This window comes from Symbiopectobacterium sp. Eva_TO (assembly GCF_053848865.1).
In genome coordinates, this window is record NZ_JBSPEY010000005.1 from 89,286 (window position 1) to 103,885 (window position 14,600).

Consider the following 14,600-nt stretch of genomic DNA (forward strand, 5'->3'; position numbering starts at 1 on the left):
GCTTTTTTGCAGCCATAAAGCTGCGAGCCACTATGTAATCCGCTGACTCACGCCTCATTTCCTTAGCGAGCTTTAAGCTCAAAAAATCATTCAGGTTTAGCGAGTCCCGGTCTTACCTGTCTTTGTCATCACGCTGGCCACCAGAGCAACCTTTTTGCATTCACCCTTTTTAAGAGTAAATAGTTATCGGTATCAGCGATTAATAGGGCCTGATACTGACATGATTTTTATCGTACTTACGCTCATGGGCGGCTAGCGCCCACACAGTTCGCGCCAGCTTATTTGCCATCGCCACGATAGCCACACCGGTCGGACGCCGTTTTTTAAGTTCCGTTATCCATGGCCCAGGCTCTTTAGCAACTAACGAAGCGGCTCTTGCCCCATGGATAAACAGCGTTCGCAGATAGGTGTCACCACGTTTGCTTATCCCCAGCAGCCGAACTTTCCCCGCGGAACCCGTCTGCTTCGGCACCAGACCGACATAAGCAGCGAACTGTCTGCCGGATTTAAACGCTGAGGCTTCCCCCATGGTGGCAACTGCCGCTGTGGCGATTAACGGCCCCACGCCGGGAATTTCCATCAGCCGTTTACAGGTTTCGTTCTGCCGGGCCACGCTGTTAAGCTGTTTTTCAAGGCCATCTATCAGCATGTCCAGCTCATTCAGTCTGTTGTACTGGTCTTCCAGCACGGTGATGAGATACGGCGGCAGCTTCGTTTTCAGCCGCTCCAGTGCAGCCGGTAGCTCCCTGTCCATCGCTGCCCGACCTTTATGGATGATTTCGCCAAACTCCAGTAATGTTCCGTGCAGCGCGTTAATCTGTGCAGTTCTGAACTTCACCTGTTGTCTGCGTGAACGGTGCAGAACCAGTACCGATTGCTGTTCTTCCGTTTTTACGGCTATCGCCTTGCCTGGCTGCTGTACCGCCATCCAGATAGCGCGGGCATCCATGACATCATTCTTGTTGCCCATGACGAACGCCTTGACGAACCGTCCCTGCATCAGCCGGACTTTATGCCCCAGCTTTTCCAGTTCCCGGGCCCAGTGCTGAGAGCCTCCACAGGCCTCCATGCCAATCAGGCAAGGCTCCCGGTTACTGAAGAACGTCAGAAAATCCTTGCTGCGCAGCTGCTTGTCCACCACTTCACCTGTGTGCTCATTGACGAAGTGAACCTGAATCAGATGCTTTGCGATATCAACGCCAACCGGTGTATATTTCATGCTGTGGAGTCTCCAGTCTGAGGGAGCTTTATGCATCCCGTATTGGGCACCATGATGCCGGAAATCTGCGAGGCTCCACACCTGCCGACTTCACTCTTTCAACCATCATTCTGCTCCGCGCTTAAAGAGGTGGGATGCGTTCATTACATTTCCTTAATAATGCGCGTATTGAATATGCCAAAACACTGATTAAGCAAGGCGTACCGCTGGCCGATGCCGGATACCAAAGCGGCTTTAGCGATCAAAGTCATTTTCACAAAATCTTTGTGCTGCACACGGCGGCGACACCGGGGCAATATCAGCAAGCGAGTGGATCTCCGTCTGCCACGATCACTATTTGACAATCATTAGCTCAACAAGCTCACTAGACTTGGCCTCGTTTATTTCGTTGAGGTCATTGTTATGGTTATTAATACCCTGTTTCCTACCCATTTCCCCGCGCTCGCCTTAGCACATTTTGTCGCCTTGCTCAGCCCCGGCCCTGACTTCTTCTTGCTAGCGGCCTACGCGTTGCGCCACCGCCTGCGCGGCAGTATCGGAATTTGTATCGGCATCGCGCTAGGCAACGGCTGCTATATCCTGCTAGCCATTATGGGCGGTGCGGCCATTCAGCAAATGCCACAGATTTTTGTTCTGCTGCAACTCGCAGGGGCGCTGTATCTGCTGTGGATCGGCTCACAGCTAGTGCGCAGTTCGGCACGAACCACCGCGCTAGCGGTCACAGAGACGCAGCGCGTACCTTCACTGGTACATCAGTTGCTGCTCGGTCTGGGTTCTTCGTTGCTTAACCCCAAAAATATGCTGTTTTATATCAGCCTGATGGTCAGTATTCTTGGCCCATCCGTCACCCTGACACAACAAGCCGTCAGTGGCGGGTGGATGTTCAGTGTGGTATTACTGTGGGATATCGCATTAGCAGCGACGATAGGTCAACAACGGATACAAGAGACGTTGCAACGCTACCTTTATCTGATTGAACTCGGTGCAGGCGCTATATTGATGCTGTTTGGCGGTTATCTGTTGCTGGGTTTATGGCTGGGCTGACACGGTTAATCGTGTAGGCAGCTTGTTTCATACGCGATAGGCTTTATAATTTATGGCGATTAACAAAAGGATAGCTCTATGAACCTCGGCAAAATCGCCATGATCGGCGTGTTCTCATTGATGACGTTAGGCGGGATTAGCGGTCTGATGCTGGTCGGCTATATCATTCTAAATAGCTGTTCCTAATACCGCTACACTTTTGCCTGTCCATGTTTTCCACTGGGAAACGGGCTGACGGTTTCCATGAAGCGGCGAACCTTGTTCAGTCACTGCCACATTGAACAGCATTGATGATTGCGGGTAATGGTTTCATCCAACGCCTGCCATAACCGCTCTACATGATTTACCCATGGTGAGTACACCGGCTGATAAATAACCCTGAATTTCGGGTTTTCTTCCAGCCAGCGCTGCGTCTCCCGGCTTTTGTGAATAATGTAGTTATCAACTATCAGCGTGAGCGTTTTTGCCCGTCTGTACGTTGCTCTCAGATGCTCTAACATACTGATAAAAAACACGAACTTTTACTGTTTCCTCCAACATCGCTGACTTTTCCCGTCCCGCTGTGTAATGCACCCGCCAGATAATATTTCTCGTTCTGGCCCGGCGTCACGATGCGTTTCTGCTTCCCGCGAACCTGCCAGTCCGCGCCAATTTTGGGATTCAGATGAATATCCACTTCGTCTTCGTAAAAGACGGGATGTTCCGCGCTGCATTGTTCCAGCGCCATCGCGATGGCCTCCATTTTTTCTTCCTTATGCGGGTCGCGGATACGCAGCGTAGGAGCTGCGCGTCGCCACACCAGACCGGCAGAAGGCAGCCAACGGCGCACCGTGGAAGCATGCAACTGACAACCGGTTATCTCATTGATTTTTATTGCTAGCAGTTCCGTGCTCCAGCGCGAACGCTGATAGCCAAAATCATGAAGGGAACGCTTTACGAGCTGGATTAACAGTGCGCAGATCTGTTCAAACGGCCAGCGACGGCCACGACCGGGCCGCAGAGATTTGAGGCCTTCAATGCCGTACAGGGTGAGCCAGTTAATCCATCTGCCGATTGACGAACGGGCGCAGCAAAGCATTCTGGCGACATCGCTCACGCGCTCGCCCCGGTGCAACATCAGGATGGCGGTCAGCCTGCGGGCGTGATTCTTGTCACGCGTTTTATGGAGAGTTTTCTTCATCAGGCGTCGTTCGTTACGGGGTATCGGTGCTATGCTCGACATCGCTCAGTCCGGTTGATGATTTGGGATCTTTATCGATTGATCAGATCGCTCAACTCGGACTGAGTTCCCTTCAGGTGATCTACTATTCGGAACAGTTATTTAGTTCACGGCGGTTGATACCACCGCGCCAGCGATGCCGTTAGTGAAGGCGATCCCCGGTATAGGCCGAGGATCGTTAGTACGCGACGGATGTCAGAGCAACGTAAAGCTCTGTTGTTTCACACGTTGTGAATCCAGACCAATAAATACCTCAAACTTGCCCCGTTCGACAACCTGCTGCATTTGCGCATTGTAGAACTTCAGGTCATCTTCAGAGATAGTGAAGCTGATAACGCGGCTTTCACCCGGTTGCAGCATCACTTTCTCATAGCCACGCAGTTCCTTGACCGGACGACTGATAGACGCGACGACATCGTGCAGGTACAGCTGCACCACGGTTTCGCCTGCCCGCTTGCCGGTGTTTGTGACCGTTACGCTCGCTTTCACGCTGCCGTAACGTTTCATCAGCGGACTGGACATGCTCACATCCGACACGCTGAAGGTGGTATAACTCAAGCCGTAGCCAAACGGATACAGTGGGCCATTGGCTTCGTCATAGTAATGCGAGGTGTACTTGCCGGGATTCTCCGGCGTATATGGACGGCCAGTTGGCAAATGGTTGTAATAAATTGGGATTTGTCCAACGGAACGCGGGAAGGACATCGGCAACTTGCCTGACGGGTTATAATCACCAAACAGCACATCGGCGATCGCATTGCCCCCTTCCGTACCGCTAAACCAGGTTTCCAGCAGCGCATCCGCTTGCTGATCTTCGCGCACCAGCGCCAGTGGGCGACCGTTCATCAACACCAGCACCAACGGCTTGCCGGTGGCTTTGAGCGCGGCGATAAGATCGCGCTGGCTCTGCGGTAAATCAATCTTGGAACGGCTGGAAGCCTCATGGGCCATACCGGCTGCTTCACCGACGACCGCAACTACTACATCAGATTTCTTCGCCACCGCCACCGCTTCATCAATCATCTCTTGCGGCGAACGCGGGTCAACCTGTACCGCATCTTCGTATTGATTCAGGAAATCGATAATGCCTTTGTGATTACTGACATTAGCGCCTTTGGCATAAAATACCGTCGCGTCATTACCCACCGCAGTGCGAATACCGCGATACACGGTCACCGTTTGGCGCGCTAATCCGGCCGCAGACCAACTGCCCATGGTATCTCGCTTGCTGTCCGCCAACGGCCCCACCACCGCAATCACACCCGATTTTTTTAGCGGCAGAGTGTTGAGTCGGTTTTTCAACAACACCAGGCTGCGTTTGGCAACATCACGCGCCTCGGCACGGTGTAAGCGGCTTTCCGCATTGGTATCCACCGGATCGCTGCTGGCAGCGCCAAGCATGCGGTAAGGATCGGCAAACAGTCCCATGTCATACTTCACGTTCAGCACCTGGCGGCAAGCCTCATCCAGTTCTTGCATGGTGATAGCACCGTTTTTCACCAACTCAGGCAGGTACTTCACAAAGTACTCATCGCTCATGCTCATCGCGATGCCAGATTTTAGAGCAATGCGCGACGCGTCACGCGGATCGCTCGCTACACCGTGTTTCATCAGTTCTTTAATCGCACCGTGATCGGTGATGGTAATACCTTGGAATTTCCACTTATCGCGCAGTAAATCTTTCAACAACCAGCGATTTGCCGTTGCAGGCACACCATTGATGGAGTTCAGAGCGACCATCACACCGCCACTGCCGGCATCAATTGCCGCTTTATAGGGCGGCAAATAATCCTGAAACATACGCTGGGGACTCATGTCCACGGTGTTGTAATCGCGTCCGCCTTCCACCGCACCATAGAGGGCAAAATGTTTGACACTGGTCATCAGTGAATGTCTGTCGGTCGGTGCTTCGCCTTGAAACGCTTTCACCACCACGCGCGCAATTTGGCTGGTCAGCCAGGTGTCTTCCCCAAAGCCTTCCGATACCCGTCCCCAGCGAGGATCGCGGGTGATATCGACCATCGGCGCCCAGGTCATGTTTAGCCCATCTTCGGTGGCTTCATAAGCGGAGACGCGTGCGCTTTTTGCAATGTTGTTCATGTCCCAGGAAGAGGCTAACCCCAGCGCAATCGGGAAAATGGTTCGATGACCGTGCACCACATCGTAGGCAAAAAACAGCGGAATTTTCAGACGACTCAGTTCCATCACCTGATCCTGCATCGCTCGAATGTCCTGACGCGTTACCGTGTTGAAAATCGCGCCCACCTGCCCGTCTCTGATCATCTCGCGGATCACGTGTTTCGGGTTATCAGTTCCCACACTGATCAGGCGTAACTGCCCAATTTTTTCGTCGGTGGTCATTTTACGCAGCAGATCGGAGACAAAGGCATCACGCTGCGCCTGATGGGCTGCATTACTTTGTGCTGCATTGCTTTGTGCCGCAACAGGTACCGTGTTGGTCAGTTGCGCCCCGGCCGGAGAGCAGGCCAGGCCAATCGCAATCGTCAAAGAGGTAAGCAATTTCATTCGTTATTCTAGCCCAAGCATGCCGCACTCCACGTCATCGGGGAGCGCCTGTGAGGTTTGAAAATGACGTCAGTAACGTCGTCAAAATATCCAGCGCGTAATCATAATGTATTTGTTCTGATTGTCTTTAGTAAAAACTGAAAGAATTACGCAATTCTGCGCCATCTCTCATCTGCCGCGTGTCATTAGGCACATTTCATGATACTCCTACTAATATCTCGCACCGCTAAACTACCTGGAGCCTCACTAACGATGTATCAACTGCATATCGCCAATAAAAACTATTCCTCCTGGTCGCTGCGCCCCTGGGTATTGATGACCGCACTCGATATTCCTTTTACCGAACAGCTGACGCCGTTTAGCGCAGGTGCAGTACAAACCGCCTTCAAAGCCTTTTCTTCGACGGCAAAAGTGCCATGTCTGGTTGATGATAATCAGGTGGTGTGGGATTCGCTGGCGATTATTGAATATCTGGCTGAACGCCATCGCGGCGTGTGGCCCGAAGAGAATACGGCTCGTAACTGGGCCCGTTGTGCGTCAGCGGAAATGCACTCGGGGTTTACCGCGTTGCGCAACCAGTGTGCAATGAGCTGTGGTGTACGCGTAGCGATACCGGAACTGTCAGCGGCATTGCACGATGAGTTAGCCCGCCTTGATGTACTCTGGACAGAAGGCCTTACGCGTTTTGGCGGGCCGTTTTTAGCAGGGAATACCTTCAGCGCCGTGGATGCCTTTTTCGCGCCGGTGGTATTTCGCATTCAAACGTATAATTTACCGGTTTCATCCGCCGTGAATGGCTACTGCCAACACCTGTTAGGGCAACCCGCTATGCAACGTTGGTATACCAGCGCGTTAGCTGAAACCTGGCGCGAACCGGCGCACGAAGATGAAGTCACGGATAACGGCAAGCGTGTGGTGATAGAGGATTTTCGCGCCTGACGGCGAGGAACTGAACCCCGACGGAAAAGGTGTCCGTCAGGGGTTGCTACAAAGCGGCAGCGTTAAAACCCGTTATTCAATATCTGTTGTAACCCGTGCCACTTGACCCGGTGCACGTGAGGCTAGCGCTTTTTGCTTTTTATAGCTTAACGCGGCATCCGGTACTGCGGTTATTTGTCCGGTTTCCATCCAGCGGCTCAGACGGTTGGCATCTGCAAAGTGGGTATATTTACCGAATGCGTCCAGTACGACCAGCGCTACCGGTTTCTGATTGATCACGGTACGCATTACCAGACAATGGCCCGCCTGATTAGTAAACCCGGTTTTGGTCAACTGAATATTCCAGTCATTTTTGTAGACCAGATGATTGGTATTGCGAAACGGCAGGCTATAGCCCGGGTTGGTAAAGGTGGCGGTTTTCTCCTGCCTGGTGCTCAACTGGCTCAGCAGCGGATATTGCTTGCTGGCAATCAGCAATTTGACCAGATCGCGCGCGGTAGAGACGTTGTTAATTGACAGCCCCGTCGGTTCCACATAGCGGGTGTGCGTCATACCCAATGCTTTGGCCTTGGCGTTCATCGCGGCGATAAACGCCTGATAGCCTCCCGGATAGTGATGTGCCAGACTGGCAGCGGCGCGGTTTTCGGAAGACATCAGTGCCAGCAGCAGCATGTCACGGCGGCTGATCTGACTGTTCAGGCGAACGCGAGAATAAACCCCCTTCATTTCCGGCGTGTGGCTGATATCAACCGAGATCACTTCATCCAACGGCAAATTCGCATCAAGCACCACCAGCGCCGTCATCAGTTTGGTGACAGAGGCGATAGGAACCACCACATCCGGATTAGCGGAATAAAGCACTTTATTATCACGCAGATCGACCACCATCGCACTGCCTGAGGCGATCTCCTGATGTGTACTGTCAATAGCTGGCGCAGCCGTTTTCGCCAATACCGAGGGGGTGAATGTCATAGGTGCGGACAGCAGCAGCAATGCAAGCAGAGAAAACTTATGTTTTTTAATCATTATTCAACGTCTTAAATAAATAACGGTTACGGTATTGGTAACAACCCGGGCATTATAAGTTAGCGCTCGCCGCTACGCACTGCACAGAAGAAAAAGCTTTTGTGACAAAGTTTAACAGCGAGTATTCTTCCTGCTTAGGCGCTGAACGCAACAACACACAATAACGCCTGTGAACTACGTCACAGGCGCTGCGTTGTTGATGCTTATTTACCGGCTTTAATTTCTTTTACGGCTTCATCAGCCCCGATACGGCCAAAGGTCACGATATCCGCCAGTGAGTTACCGCCCAGGCGATTGGCACCGTGTACCCCACCCGCCGCTTCACCCGCCGCAAACAGGTTCGGTATCACCTTGCCTTGGTTATCGATTACCTGCGCTTTGCTGTTGATGGCGATACCGCCCATGGTGTGGTGGATGCCCGGTGTCACTTCAATGGCGTAATATTTCCCGGTATCCAACGCTTGCTTAAAGCTTTCACGGCCAAATTCAGTGTCTTTCTTCGCTTTCGCATAGCCAGTATAGGCCGCGAGCATTGCAGACAACTGTTTGGGATCTATCTTGATGGCCGTGGCAAGTGCCTCAACAGAATCACCTTCGAACACTAGGCTGTGTCCCTTAATTACATAACCTCTGGTAAAACAGGCGGATGCAGCCCAGTTTCAACATTGCCAGATAATTCCTCGCCGTTTTGTCGTAACGTGTCGCAATGCGACGGTATTCTTTCAGACGGCCAAAGCACCGCTCAACAACGTTCCGATTGCGGTAGGCGTCACGATCGAGCTTTGAACGACCATCCACCGCCATTTTTTCAGTGGATTTTCGGGGGATGACAGTTTTTATACCTCTGTTTTTCAGCTCGTTACGTAATACATGCCCGGAGTACGCCTTGTCAGCGAGTACCGCATGACCACGGCGTTTCATACTGCCGTTATGGCGTTGAACACCAATACCGTCCAAAAGACGTAGTGCAAACTGACTTTCATGAGCCTGACCGGGGCTCAACACGATGTTTAACGGAAGACCACTTCCGTCTGTAGCCAGATGGATTTTGGTGCCAAAACCACCTCGAGAGCGACCCAGCCCATTATCTCCAGTGATATCGGGATGTTTTTTTGAGCACCGGCAGCACATTTCAGCGCCCTGATATTGCTACCATCCAGCGCAGTCGCTGACCAGTCCACGAGGCCATGGGCATCAAGTGATGAAAGTAACTTATTAAAAATAATGTTAATGACTCCCGATTTTGACCATCGGTTAAAGCGGTTATAAACGGTTTTCCATGGGCCGTATCGCTCAGGTAAATCACGCCATGGGGCACCAGAGCACAGCACCCAGAACATGCCATTGATAATCATGCGATGCTCAGCCCATGGGCGTCCGGCCTGTGGTGTTGCTGGTTCAGCAGGGAGTAAGGGCTGGATGATAGCCCATGCTTCATCGGGAAGGTCGTAGCGAGCCATAGTTCAAAATGATGTAGAAAAAAAAGTTATTATAACTCATGGGATTAATGGACGCAGCCTAGTTTCTGTTTAAAATAGGTGTCAATGGTTTTATTCTGTTTAACCAGAGCGTCATTAAATATCACGTAAGCATGAGCATTGGGTTGTTTTAAAATGTTTTGCGAAGACCCTGTACATAAATTTGTGTAATTGCCTGATTTTGATATGTTCAATCCAACATCAAAAACAGGCTAATTTATGGACGAAAAACAGTTGCAGGCTCTGGCTAACGAACTGGCCAAAAATCTCAAAACCCCTGACGCTCTCAGCCAATTCGATCGCCTGCTGAAGAAAATCAGCGTTGAGGCTGCTCTCAACGCCGAAATGTCCCACCATCTGGGCTACGATAAAAATCAGCCCAAACCGGGGGCCAACTCCCGCAACGGCTATTCCACAAACACCGTGACCACCGGCGATGGCCCTCTGGAACTACGTACTCCGCGCGATCGTGATGGCTCCTTCGAACCACAACTGGTGAAGAAAAACCAGACCCGGATCACCGGGATGGATAACCAAATCCTGTCCCTGTACGCCAGAGGGATGACCACCCGCGAGATAGCGTCTGCGTTCAACGAGCTGTATGACGCGGATGTCTCACCGGCGCTGCTCTCGAAGGTCACCGATGCCGTGATGGAACAGGTTACTGAATGGCAAAATCGTCCACTGGATGCAGTCTATCCCATTGTTTACCTTGACTGTATCATCCTGAAGGTCCGGCAGGACAGTCGCGTCATCAATAAATCCGTGTTCCTGGCACTGGGTATCAACATCGAGGGCCAGAAAGAACTGCTGGGTATGTGGCTGGCCGAAAACGAGGGCGCGAAGTTCTGGCTCAATGTGCTGACAGAACTAAAAAACCGCGACCTGAACGATATCCTCATCGCCTGTGTCGACGGTCTGAAAGGCTTCCCGGACGCCATAAACGCGGTGTATCCGGAAGCCCGCATCCAGCTGTGCATCGTGCACATGGTACGCAACAGCCTGAGGTTCGTCTCTTGGAAGGACTACAAAGCCGTCACACGCGACCTGAAAGCCATCTATCAGGCCGCTACGGAAGAAGCAGGCCAGCAGGCGCTGGAAGCATTCGCCAGCGCATGGGACAGCCGCTATCCACAGATAGGCCGGAGCTGGCAGACGAACTGGAGCAATCTGGCAACGTTCTTCGCTTACCCGGCAGATATCCGCAAAGTCATCTACACAACGGCTTTGTTGAATAAATCAGAACTTGTAACGACTGTGCCCCAGGTCGATTGTTACGTGATGCGAATACTGTTCGGCATTCCTAATAGCGTGATCCGGTTAAGCGCTTTGACCATCGCCATGGCTTCACCCACCTGAGCATCGTAGTCACGCAGACTTAGATGACCACCCAGAAGCGTTTTGAACCGGAACATGGCCGTTTCAGCCACTGAGCGTCGGTGATAGCCCACTTTCTTTTTCCAGGTATCGTTGCTGCCGCTCAGGCGCTGATTTGCAACAGCGTGGTTACGCTCGTGGTAGTGGTCCGGCCAATATTGCGCCCCCCTTCGCGGCGGGATAAGCGGCCTTATTTTCTTCCTCAGCAGAGCATCATGGCAGTAACCTGTATCGTAAGCGCCGTCAGCCGATGCCTCTCTGATTTTCCGGTGGGTCTGGTTTATCAGTGCCGGTAGAGCCTGGGCATCAGTCGTACCACTGAGCGACAAATCCGCACAGATAATCTCATGCGTCGCACTGTCTACTGCCAGATGCAGCTTACGCCACACCCTGCGTCTGTCAGCACCATGCTGCCGGACTTTCCATTCGCCTTCGCCAAAGACCTTCAGGCCGGTTCCATCAATGACCAGATGTGAGATTTCACCACGGGTTGGCGTTTTTATGCTGATGTTCACTGTCTTTGCTCGCTTGCTGAGCAGCGAATAGTCTGGACAATGCAGCGACAATTTAATCAGTTTAAAAATCGAGTCAACAAAACCCTGTAAAGCCCTCAATGAATCTATGGTCACCCCCATTTTTGCAACACTGATCTTTGATTAATGGTGGGCTTGCTTAAATCTATCCGGCGTCTTTATGGCCAAGGATGCCCGCGCCACGATGAGTTTCGCACCTGATATTCCTAAAAAGACCATCGGCTTCATTGAGCCATTTTCATTTTTTGGTTTTATATCAGGCCGTCAGGCCGTTCATGTCATCAATAATCAGTCTTCGCAAAACCAGATGGGTAATTTCGTTAAATTGCTGACTGTTAGACCAGCATTACTGTTCAAACACGGTATTTCGTGTCGTTATTGCCCCAAGCTATTCGAGCTAATTTATTTGCTAATGCACAGCACACAACGCAAGAATGTTTCCTGCCCAACTGAGACCTTACCCAATCAGCTAATCTCCCTGATTGATGGTCAATTCTTAGGATAAATACCCGCGCACATTGAACAAGCAATCGGCGAAGGTTTTTATCTCCACGCTTGCTAATACCCAGCAGAGTATTCTTCCCTCCAGTACTGTATTGGCGGGGTACAAGACCGGTGGAAGCGGCAAAATTACGACTGTTTTCATATTGCTTGCCATCGCCTAACTGTGATGACAAAACGCTGGCTGTTATCGGTCCAACACCAGGGATGGTCATTAAATGCTGGCCAGTTTCATCTAGAGAGAGTGCCTGCCCAAGTTCTCTTTCGAGCTCTGCTATCTGCCCAACCAAATATTGGTAATGATCGTGTAATCGAAGCAGCAACTGTGCCAGATAAGGTGGCAAGTCATTATCAGCCAGAACAGCTGAAAGCCTTTTGATTACCGCAATACCTTTCGGCATGCTGATACCAAACTCCAGTAAAAAAGCATGCATTTGGTTAGTCGTTTTAACGTTGTCTCTGACCAACGACTCCCTGACGCGATGCAAGGCTCGCATAGCCTGCTGAGCCTCAGTTCTTGGCTGCACAAACCGCATGGAAGGGCGTGATCCGGCTTCGCATATTGCTTCGGCATCAACGAAATCGTTCTTGTTGCTCTTGACAAAAGGGCGGACAAACTGCGGAGAGATCAACTTTACTTCATGCCCCAGCTCACTGATCCGACGAGCCATAAAATGGGCACCGGCGCAGGCTTCCATTACAACGGTAGTAGGTGTACACGTAGCCAGAAACTCGATGAGTTTGGTGCGGGTAAACTTTTTCCGCAGTAATGCCTTGCCTGATTTATCCTGACAATGAATGTGAAAAGAATGTTTGCCGAGATCGATACCAATAAGCGTGACGTTTTGCATGATGGCCTTCTCCATAAAGAAACACCCTGTCAGCGTACCGCTCACAGGGTGGGGGTGACCATCTCATTAGGCCAAACACGCGTTTCATCATCAGGACTGTGGTGATGGCCATATCTGAGTAGTGGAGCGGTCATCCACGCCGTTCAGTAGTCGTTTTTTCCGTCCATGCAGCAATGGCTGATTCATCTAGCCATACGGTTAGAGAACCGCGCTGCTTGAGGGCCTTGTTATAGGACACCTCGTTATACACAAGTCCGCAACGCCTTATATGCCAAGGGTTAGCGGGCTGAAATAGGCAGCCGGTGGGGTTGTAAATGAAGTGAAACCGACGTGTACTATCGCCATTTACGGCGCTGAAAAATGACACGGGATTCAGATGGCTGGGCACACCAAGAACTGGAAGGGGTAAATCTTGGTGACACGAGGCTCAATAAGCGCGCCAAAGGGCTTTTGATCACCTCGTTATACACATCTCTGTTCGTGCCTGAGCGCGCGTAGCGTTTCGGCGGCCGTCATGACTTTCTGCAAGCCTTTCCAGATAGTTTTTGCGCCTGGTTCACCGTCGCCTTTTCGAGCAAGAAAGCCTCCGAGTTGCGCAACTAAGCGCAATACTTCGTTTAGCTTAGGGCGGCCCTTGGGCATACGCTTGTTCATCAGTAGGTAAGCGCCATGAGTCTCGTCGGAATCAAAGAACAACATTGCGTCTAGCTCTGGACAGGTTCGCCCCATACGCATTAAATAGGCGATGCGCCATGCCACGATCATGAACAGCGCCAATGCCCGCTCAATGCGATCCACGGTCGATAACTGTAACGCTTCGACACAGCAGCCGTTCTTCAGCACATTGAAGAACATCTCGATTTCCCATCTAGCCCGATACCAGTCGATCAGCTCCACGATATCTTCTCGTCCTTCAGGTACGCGATTGCTCAGCAACCGCCACTCGACCGGCTTCACGCCTGCTGGCGGCTCAATTTCCTTGGCTATCACACAAGTCACTGCCAACCCGCAACGCAGCGACACTCGCTTCACGCGCAGCGCCTGTTTCACCGTACGCGCCTTCTGCCCCGCGCGAGCCGCCATAACGAATTGGATTTCTCCCACCGGCACGGTCTTTCCAACCTTCTGCCAAAGCTTCTCATTACAGTCCAGACTGCGATTATGAGTCGAGCGGATCAACCAGTCAGCCGGAGTGCCAAGGTCATCAGCGAGCTGCATCAACGCCTTGATATCCGCTTCGCGATCGGCTAAGTACACCAGACGTGTGTTTGGCAACTCCGAGGCGAGTTCAGCAACTCGCTCGTATCCCTCGAGCCAGCGCGTACTCTCCTTGAGCCCATCGCGTTTTCCGTCTGCATCCTTCGGCTCTCTTGCCCACATCCACGCACCCAGTACGCCCAACCCCACGCGATCCGGACTGACCGCGTAGGTCGGATGCAGGTACAGACCACGCCTGGCTTCGTAGTTCAAGGGACCCAAGCCTTGGATTTGCTGCCCGTTGAAGTCAAGCTCGGTAGTGTCTTGGATACACAGCACAACCTCGTGTTCTCGGATCCTTTCCTGCGTACGCTGCCAGTGAGGTTGCAGAATGTCTCGCCATTCGAATGCTTGGTTCTCCATGAAGCGGTAAGCACCCAGCGTCTCAGACCATCCGAGGCACGCATGCGGAATGCTGGCTTGCGGATTCTCAGCCAGCCGTATCAAAAGCCCTTTGGCACGCTTATTGAGCCTCGTGTCACCAAGATTTACCCCTTCCAGTTCTTGGTGTCCCCAGCCATCTGAATCCCGTGTCATTTTTCAGCGCCGTAAATGGCGATAGTACACGTCGGTTTCACTTCATTTACAACCCCACCGGCTGCCTATTTCAGCCCGCTAACCCTTGGCATA

Annotated in this window: 10 protein-coding genes and 5 pseudogenes; 5 read left to right on the forward strand and 10 right to left on the reverse strand. The window is 51.9% G+C overall.

Annotated elements, in window-relative coordinates; translation table 11 throughout:
- Positions 1-199 precede the first annotated feature (199 nt).
- Complete coding sequence (locus ACWWJF_RS25845) at positions 200-1,219, reverse strand: IS110 family RNA-guided transposase (RefSeq protein ID WP_455871319.1); 1,020 nt, start codon at positions 1,217-1,219, stop codon at positions 200-202.
- Between the two features lie 134 nt (positions 1,220-1,353).
- On the opposite strand from ACWWJF_RS25845, the gene ACWWJF_RS25850 reads away from it, so the two are divergent.
- Both ACWWJF_RS25850 and ACWWJF_RS25855 read left to right on the forward strand, forming a co-directional pair.
- Positions 1,354-1,560 (forward strand): helix-turn-helix domain-containing protein, encoded by a 207-nt coding sequence (locus ACWWJF_RS25850; RefSeq protein ID WP_455871320.1) that lies wholly within the window; start codon positions 1,354-1,356, stop codon positions 1,558-1,560.
- A 61-nt stretch (positions 1,561-1,621) separates the two neighbouring features.
- The gene (locus ACWWJF_RS25855) at positions 1,622-2,263 is read left to right on the forward strand and encodes a LysE family translocator (protein ID WP_455871321.1); all 642 of its coding nucleotides are present in this window, start codon (positions 1,622-1,624) and stop codon (positions 2,261-2,263) included.
- Positions 2,264-2,454: 191 nt separating this feature from the next.
- Here the strand turns inward: ACWWJF_RS25855 and ACWWJF_RS25860 are convergent.
- Together ACWWJF_RS25860 and bglX are read right to left on the reverse strand one after the other, a co-directional pair.
- Positions 2,455-3,485, reverse strand: a pseudogene (locus ACWWJF_RS25860) (IS630 family transposase).
- A gap of 192 nt (positions 3,486-3,677) precedes the next feature.
- Positions 3,678-6,008, reverse strand: a complete 2,331-nt coding sequence (bglX, locus tag ACWWJF_RS25865; RefSeq protein ID WP_455871322.1) for a beta-glucosidase BglX — start codon at positions 6,006-6,008, stop codon at positions 3,678-3,680.
- Between the two features lie 252 nt (positions 6,009-6,260).
- Between bglX and ACWWJF_RS25870 the strand changes: the two genes are divergently transcribed.
- Positions 6,261-6,947, forward strand: coding sequence for a glutathione S-transferase family protein (locus tag ACWWJF_RS25870; protein ID WP_455871323.1), 687 nt, complete (start codon positions 6,261-6,263; stop codon positions 6,945-6,947).
- Positions 6,948-7,019: 72 nt separating this feature from the next.
- On the opposite strand, the gene pbpG is transcribed toward ACWWJF_RS25870, so the two are convergent.
- From pbpG to ACWWJF_RS25885, 3 genes are all read right to left on the reverse strand, one after another.
- Entirely contained in the window at positions 7,020-7,973 is a 954-nt protein-coding gene (gene pbpG / locus ACWWJF_RS25875; protein ID WP_455871324.1) for a D-alanyl-D-alanine endopeptidase, read from the reverse strand.
- A 203-nt stretch (positions 7,974-8,176) separates the two neighbouring features.
- Positions 8,177-8,575 carry an FAD-binding protein gene (locus ACWWJF_RS25880; RefSeq protein WP_455871325.1) on the reverse strand — a complete coding sequence of 133 codons (399 nt, stop codon included), beginning with the start codon at positions 8,573-8,575 and terminating at the stop codon, positions 8,177-8,179.
- Between the two features lie 13 nt (positions 8,576-8,588).
- Positions 8,589-9,433, reverse strand: a protein-coding gene (locus ACWWJF_RS25885) for an IS5 family transposase (protein WP_455871326.1) whose coding sequence is annotated in 2 segments (ribosomal slippage) — positions 8,589-9,088 and positions 9,088-9,433 — 846 coding nt in all. Because the reading frame shifts where the segments join, the coding sequence is not laid out codon by codon here.
- 237 nt (positions 9,434-9,670) lie between these two features.
- Between ACWWJF_RS25885 and ACWWJF_RS25890 the strand changes: the two are divergent.
- Positions 9,671-10,675: pseudogene (locus ACWWJF_RS25890) on the forward strand (IS256 family transposase); the annotation flags it as partial.
- 50 nt (positions 10,676-10,725) lie between these two features.
- Here the strand turns inward: ACWWJF_RS25890 and ACWWJF_RS25895 are convergent.
- The 3 pseudogenes from ACWWJF_RS25895 to ACWWJF_RS25905 all read right to left on the reverse strand — a co-directional run.
- A pseudogene (locus ACWWJF_RS25895) lies at positions 10,726-11,442 on the reverse strand (IS5 family transposase); the annotation flags it as partial.
- 265 nt (positions 11,443-11,707) lie between these two features.
- A pseudogene (locus ACWWJF_RS25900) lies at positions 11,708-12,713 on the reverse strand (IS110 family RNA-guided transposase).
- Between the two features lie 67 nt (positions 12,714-12,780).
- Positions 12,781-12,981, reverse strand: a pseudogene (locus ACWWJF_RS25905) (transposase); the annotation flags it as partial.
- Positions 12,982-13,073: 92 nt separating this feature from the next.
- On the opposite strand from ACWWJF_RS25905, the gene ACWWJF_RS25910 reads away from it, so the two are divergent.
- Positions 13,074-13,211 (forward strand): transposase DNA-binding-containing protein, encoded by a 138-nt coding sequence (locus tag ACWWJF_RS25910; RefSeq protein WP_455871327.1) that lies wholly within the window; start codon positions 13,074-13,076, stop codon positions 13,209-13,211.
- Here ACWWJF_RS25910 and ACWWJF_RS25915 read toward each other — a convergent pair.
- Positions 13,176-14,507, reverse strand: coding sequence for an IS4 family transposase (locus ACWWJF_RS25915; protein ID WP_455871328.1), 1,332 nt, complete (start codon positions 14,505-14,507; stop codon positions 13,176-13,178). The genes ACWWJF_RS25910 and ACWWJF_RS25915 overlap by 36 nt on opposite strands.
- Between the last annotated feature and the right edge of the window lie 93 nt (positions 14,508-14,600).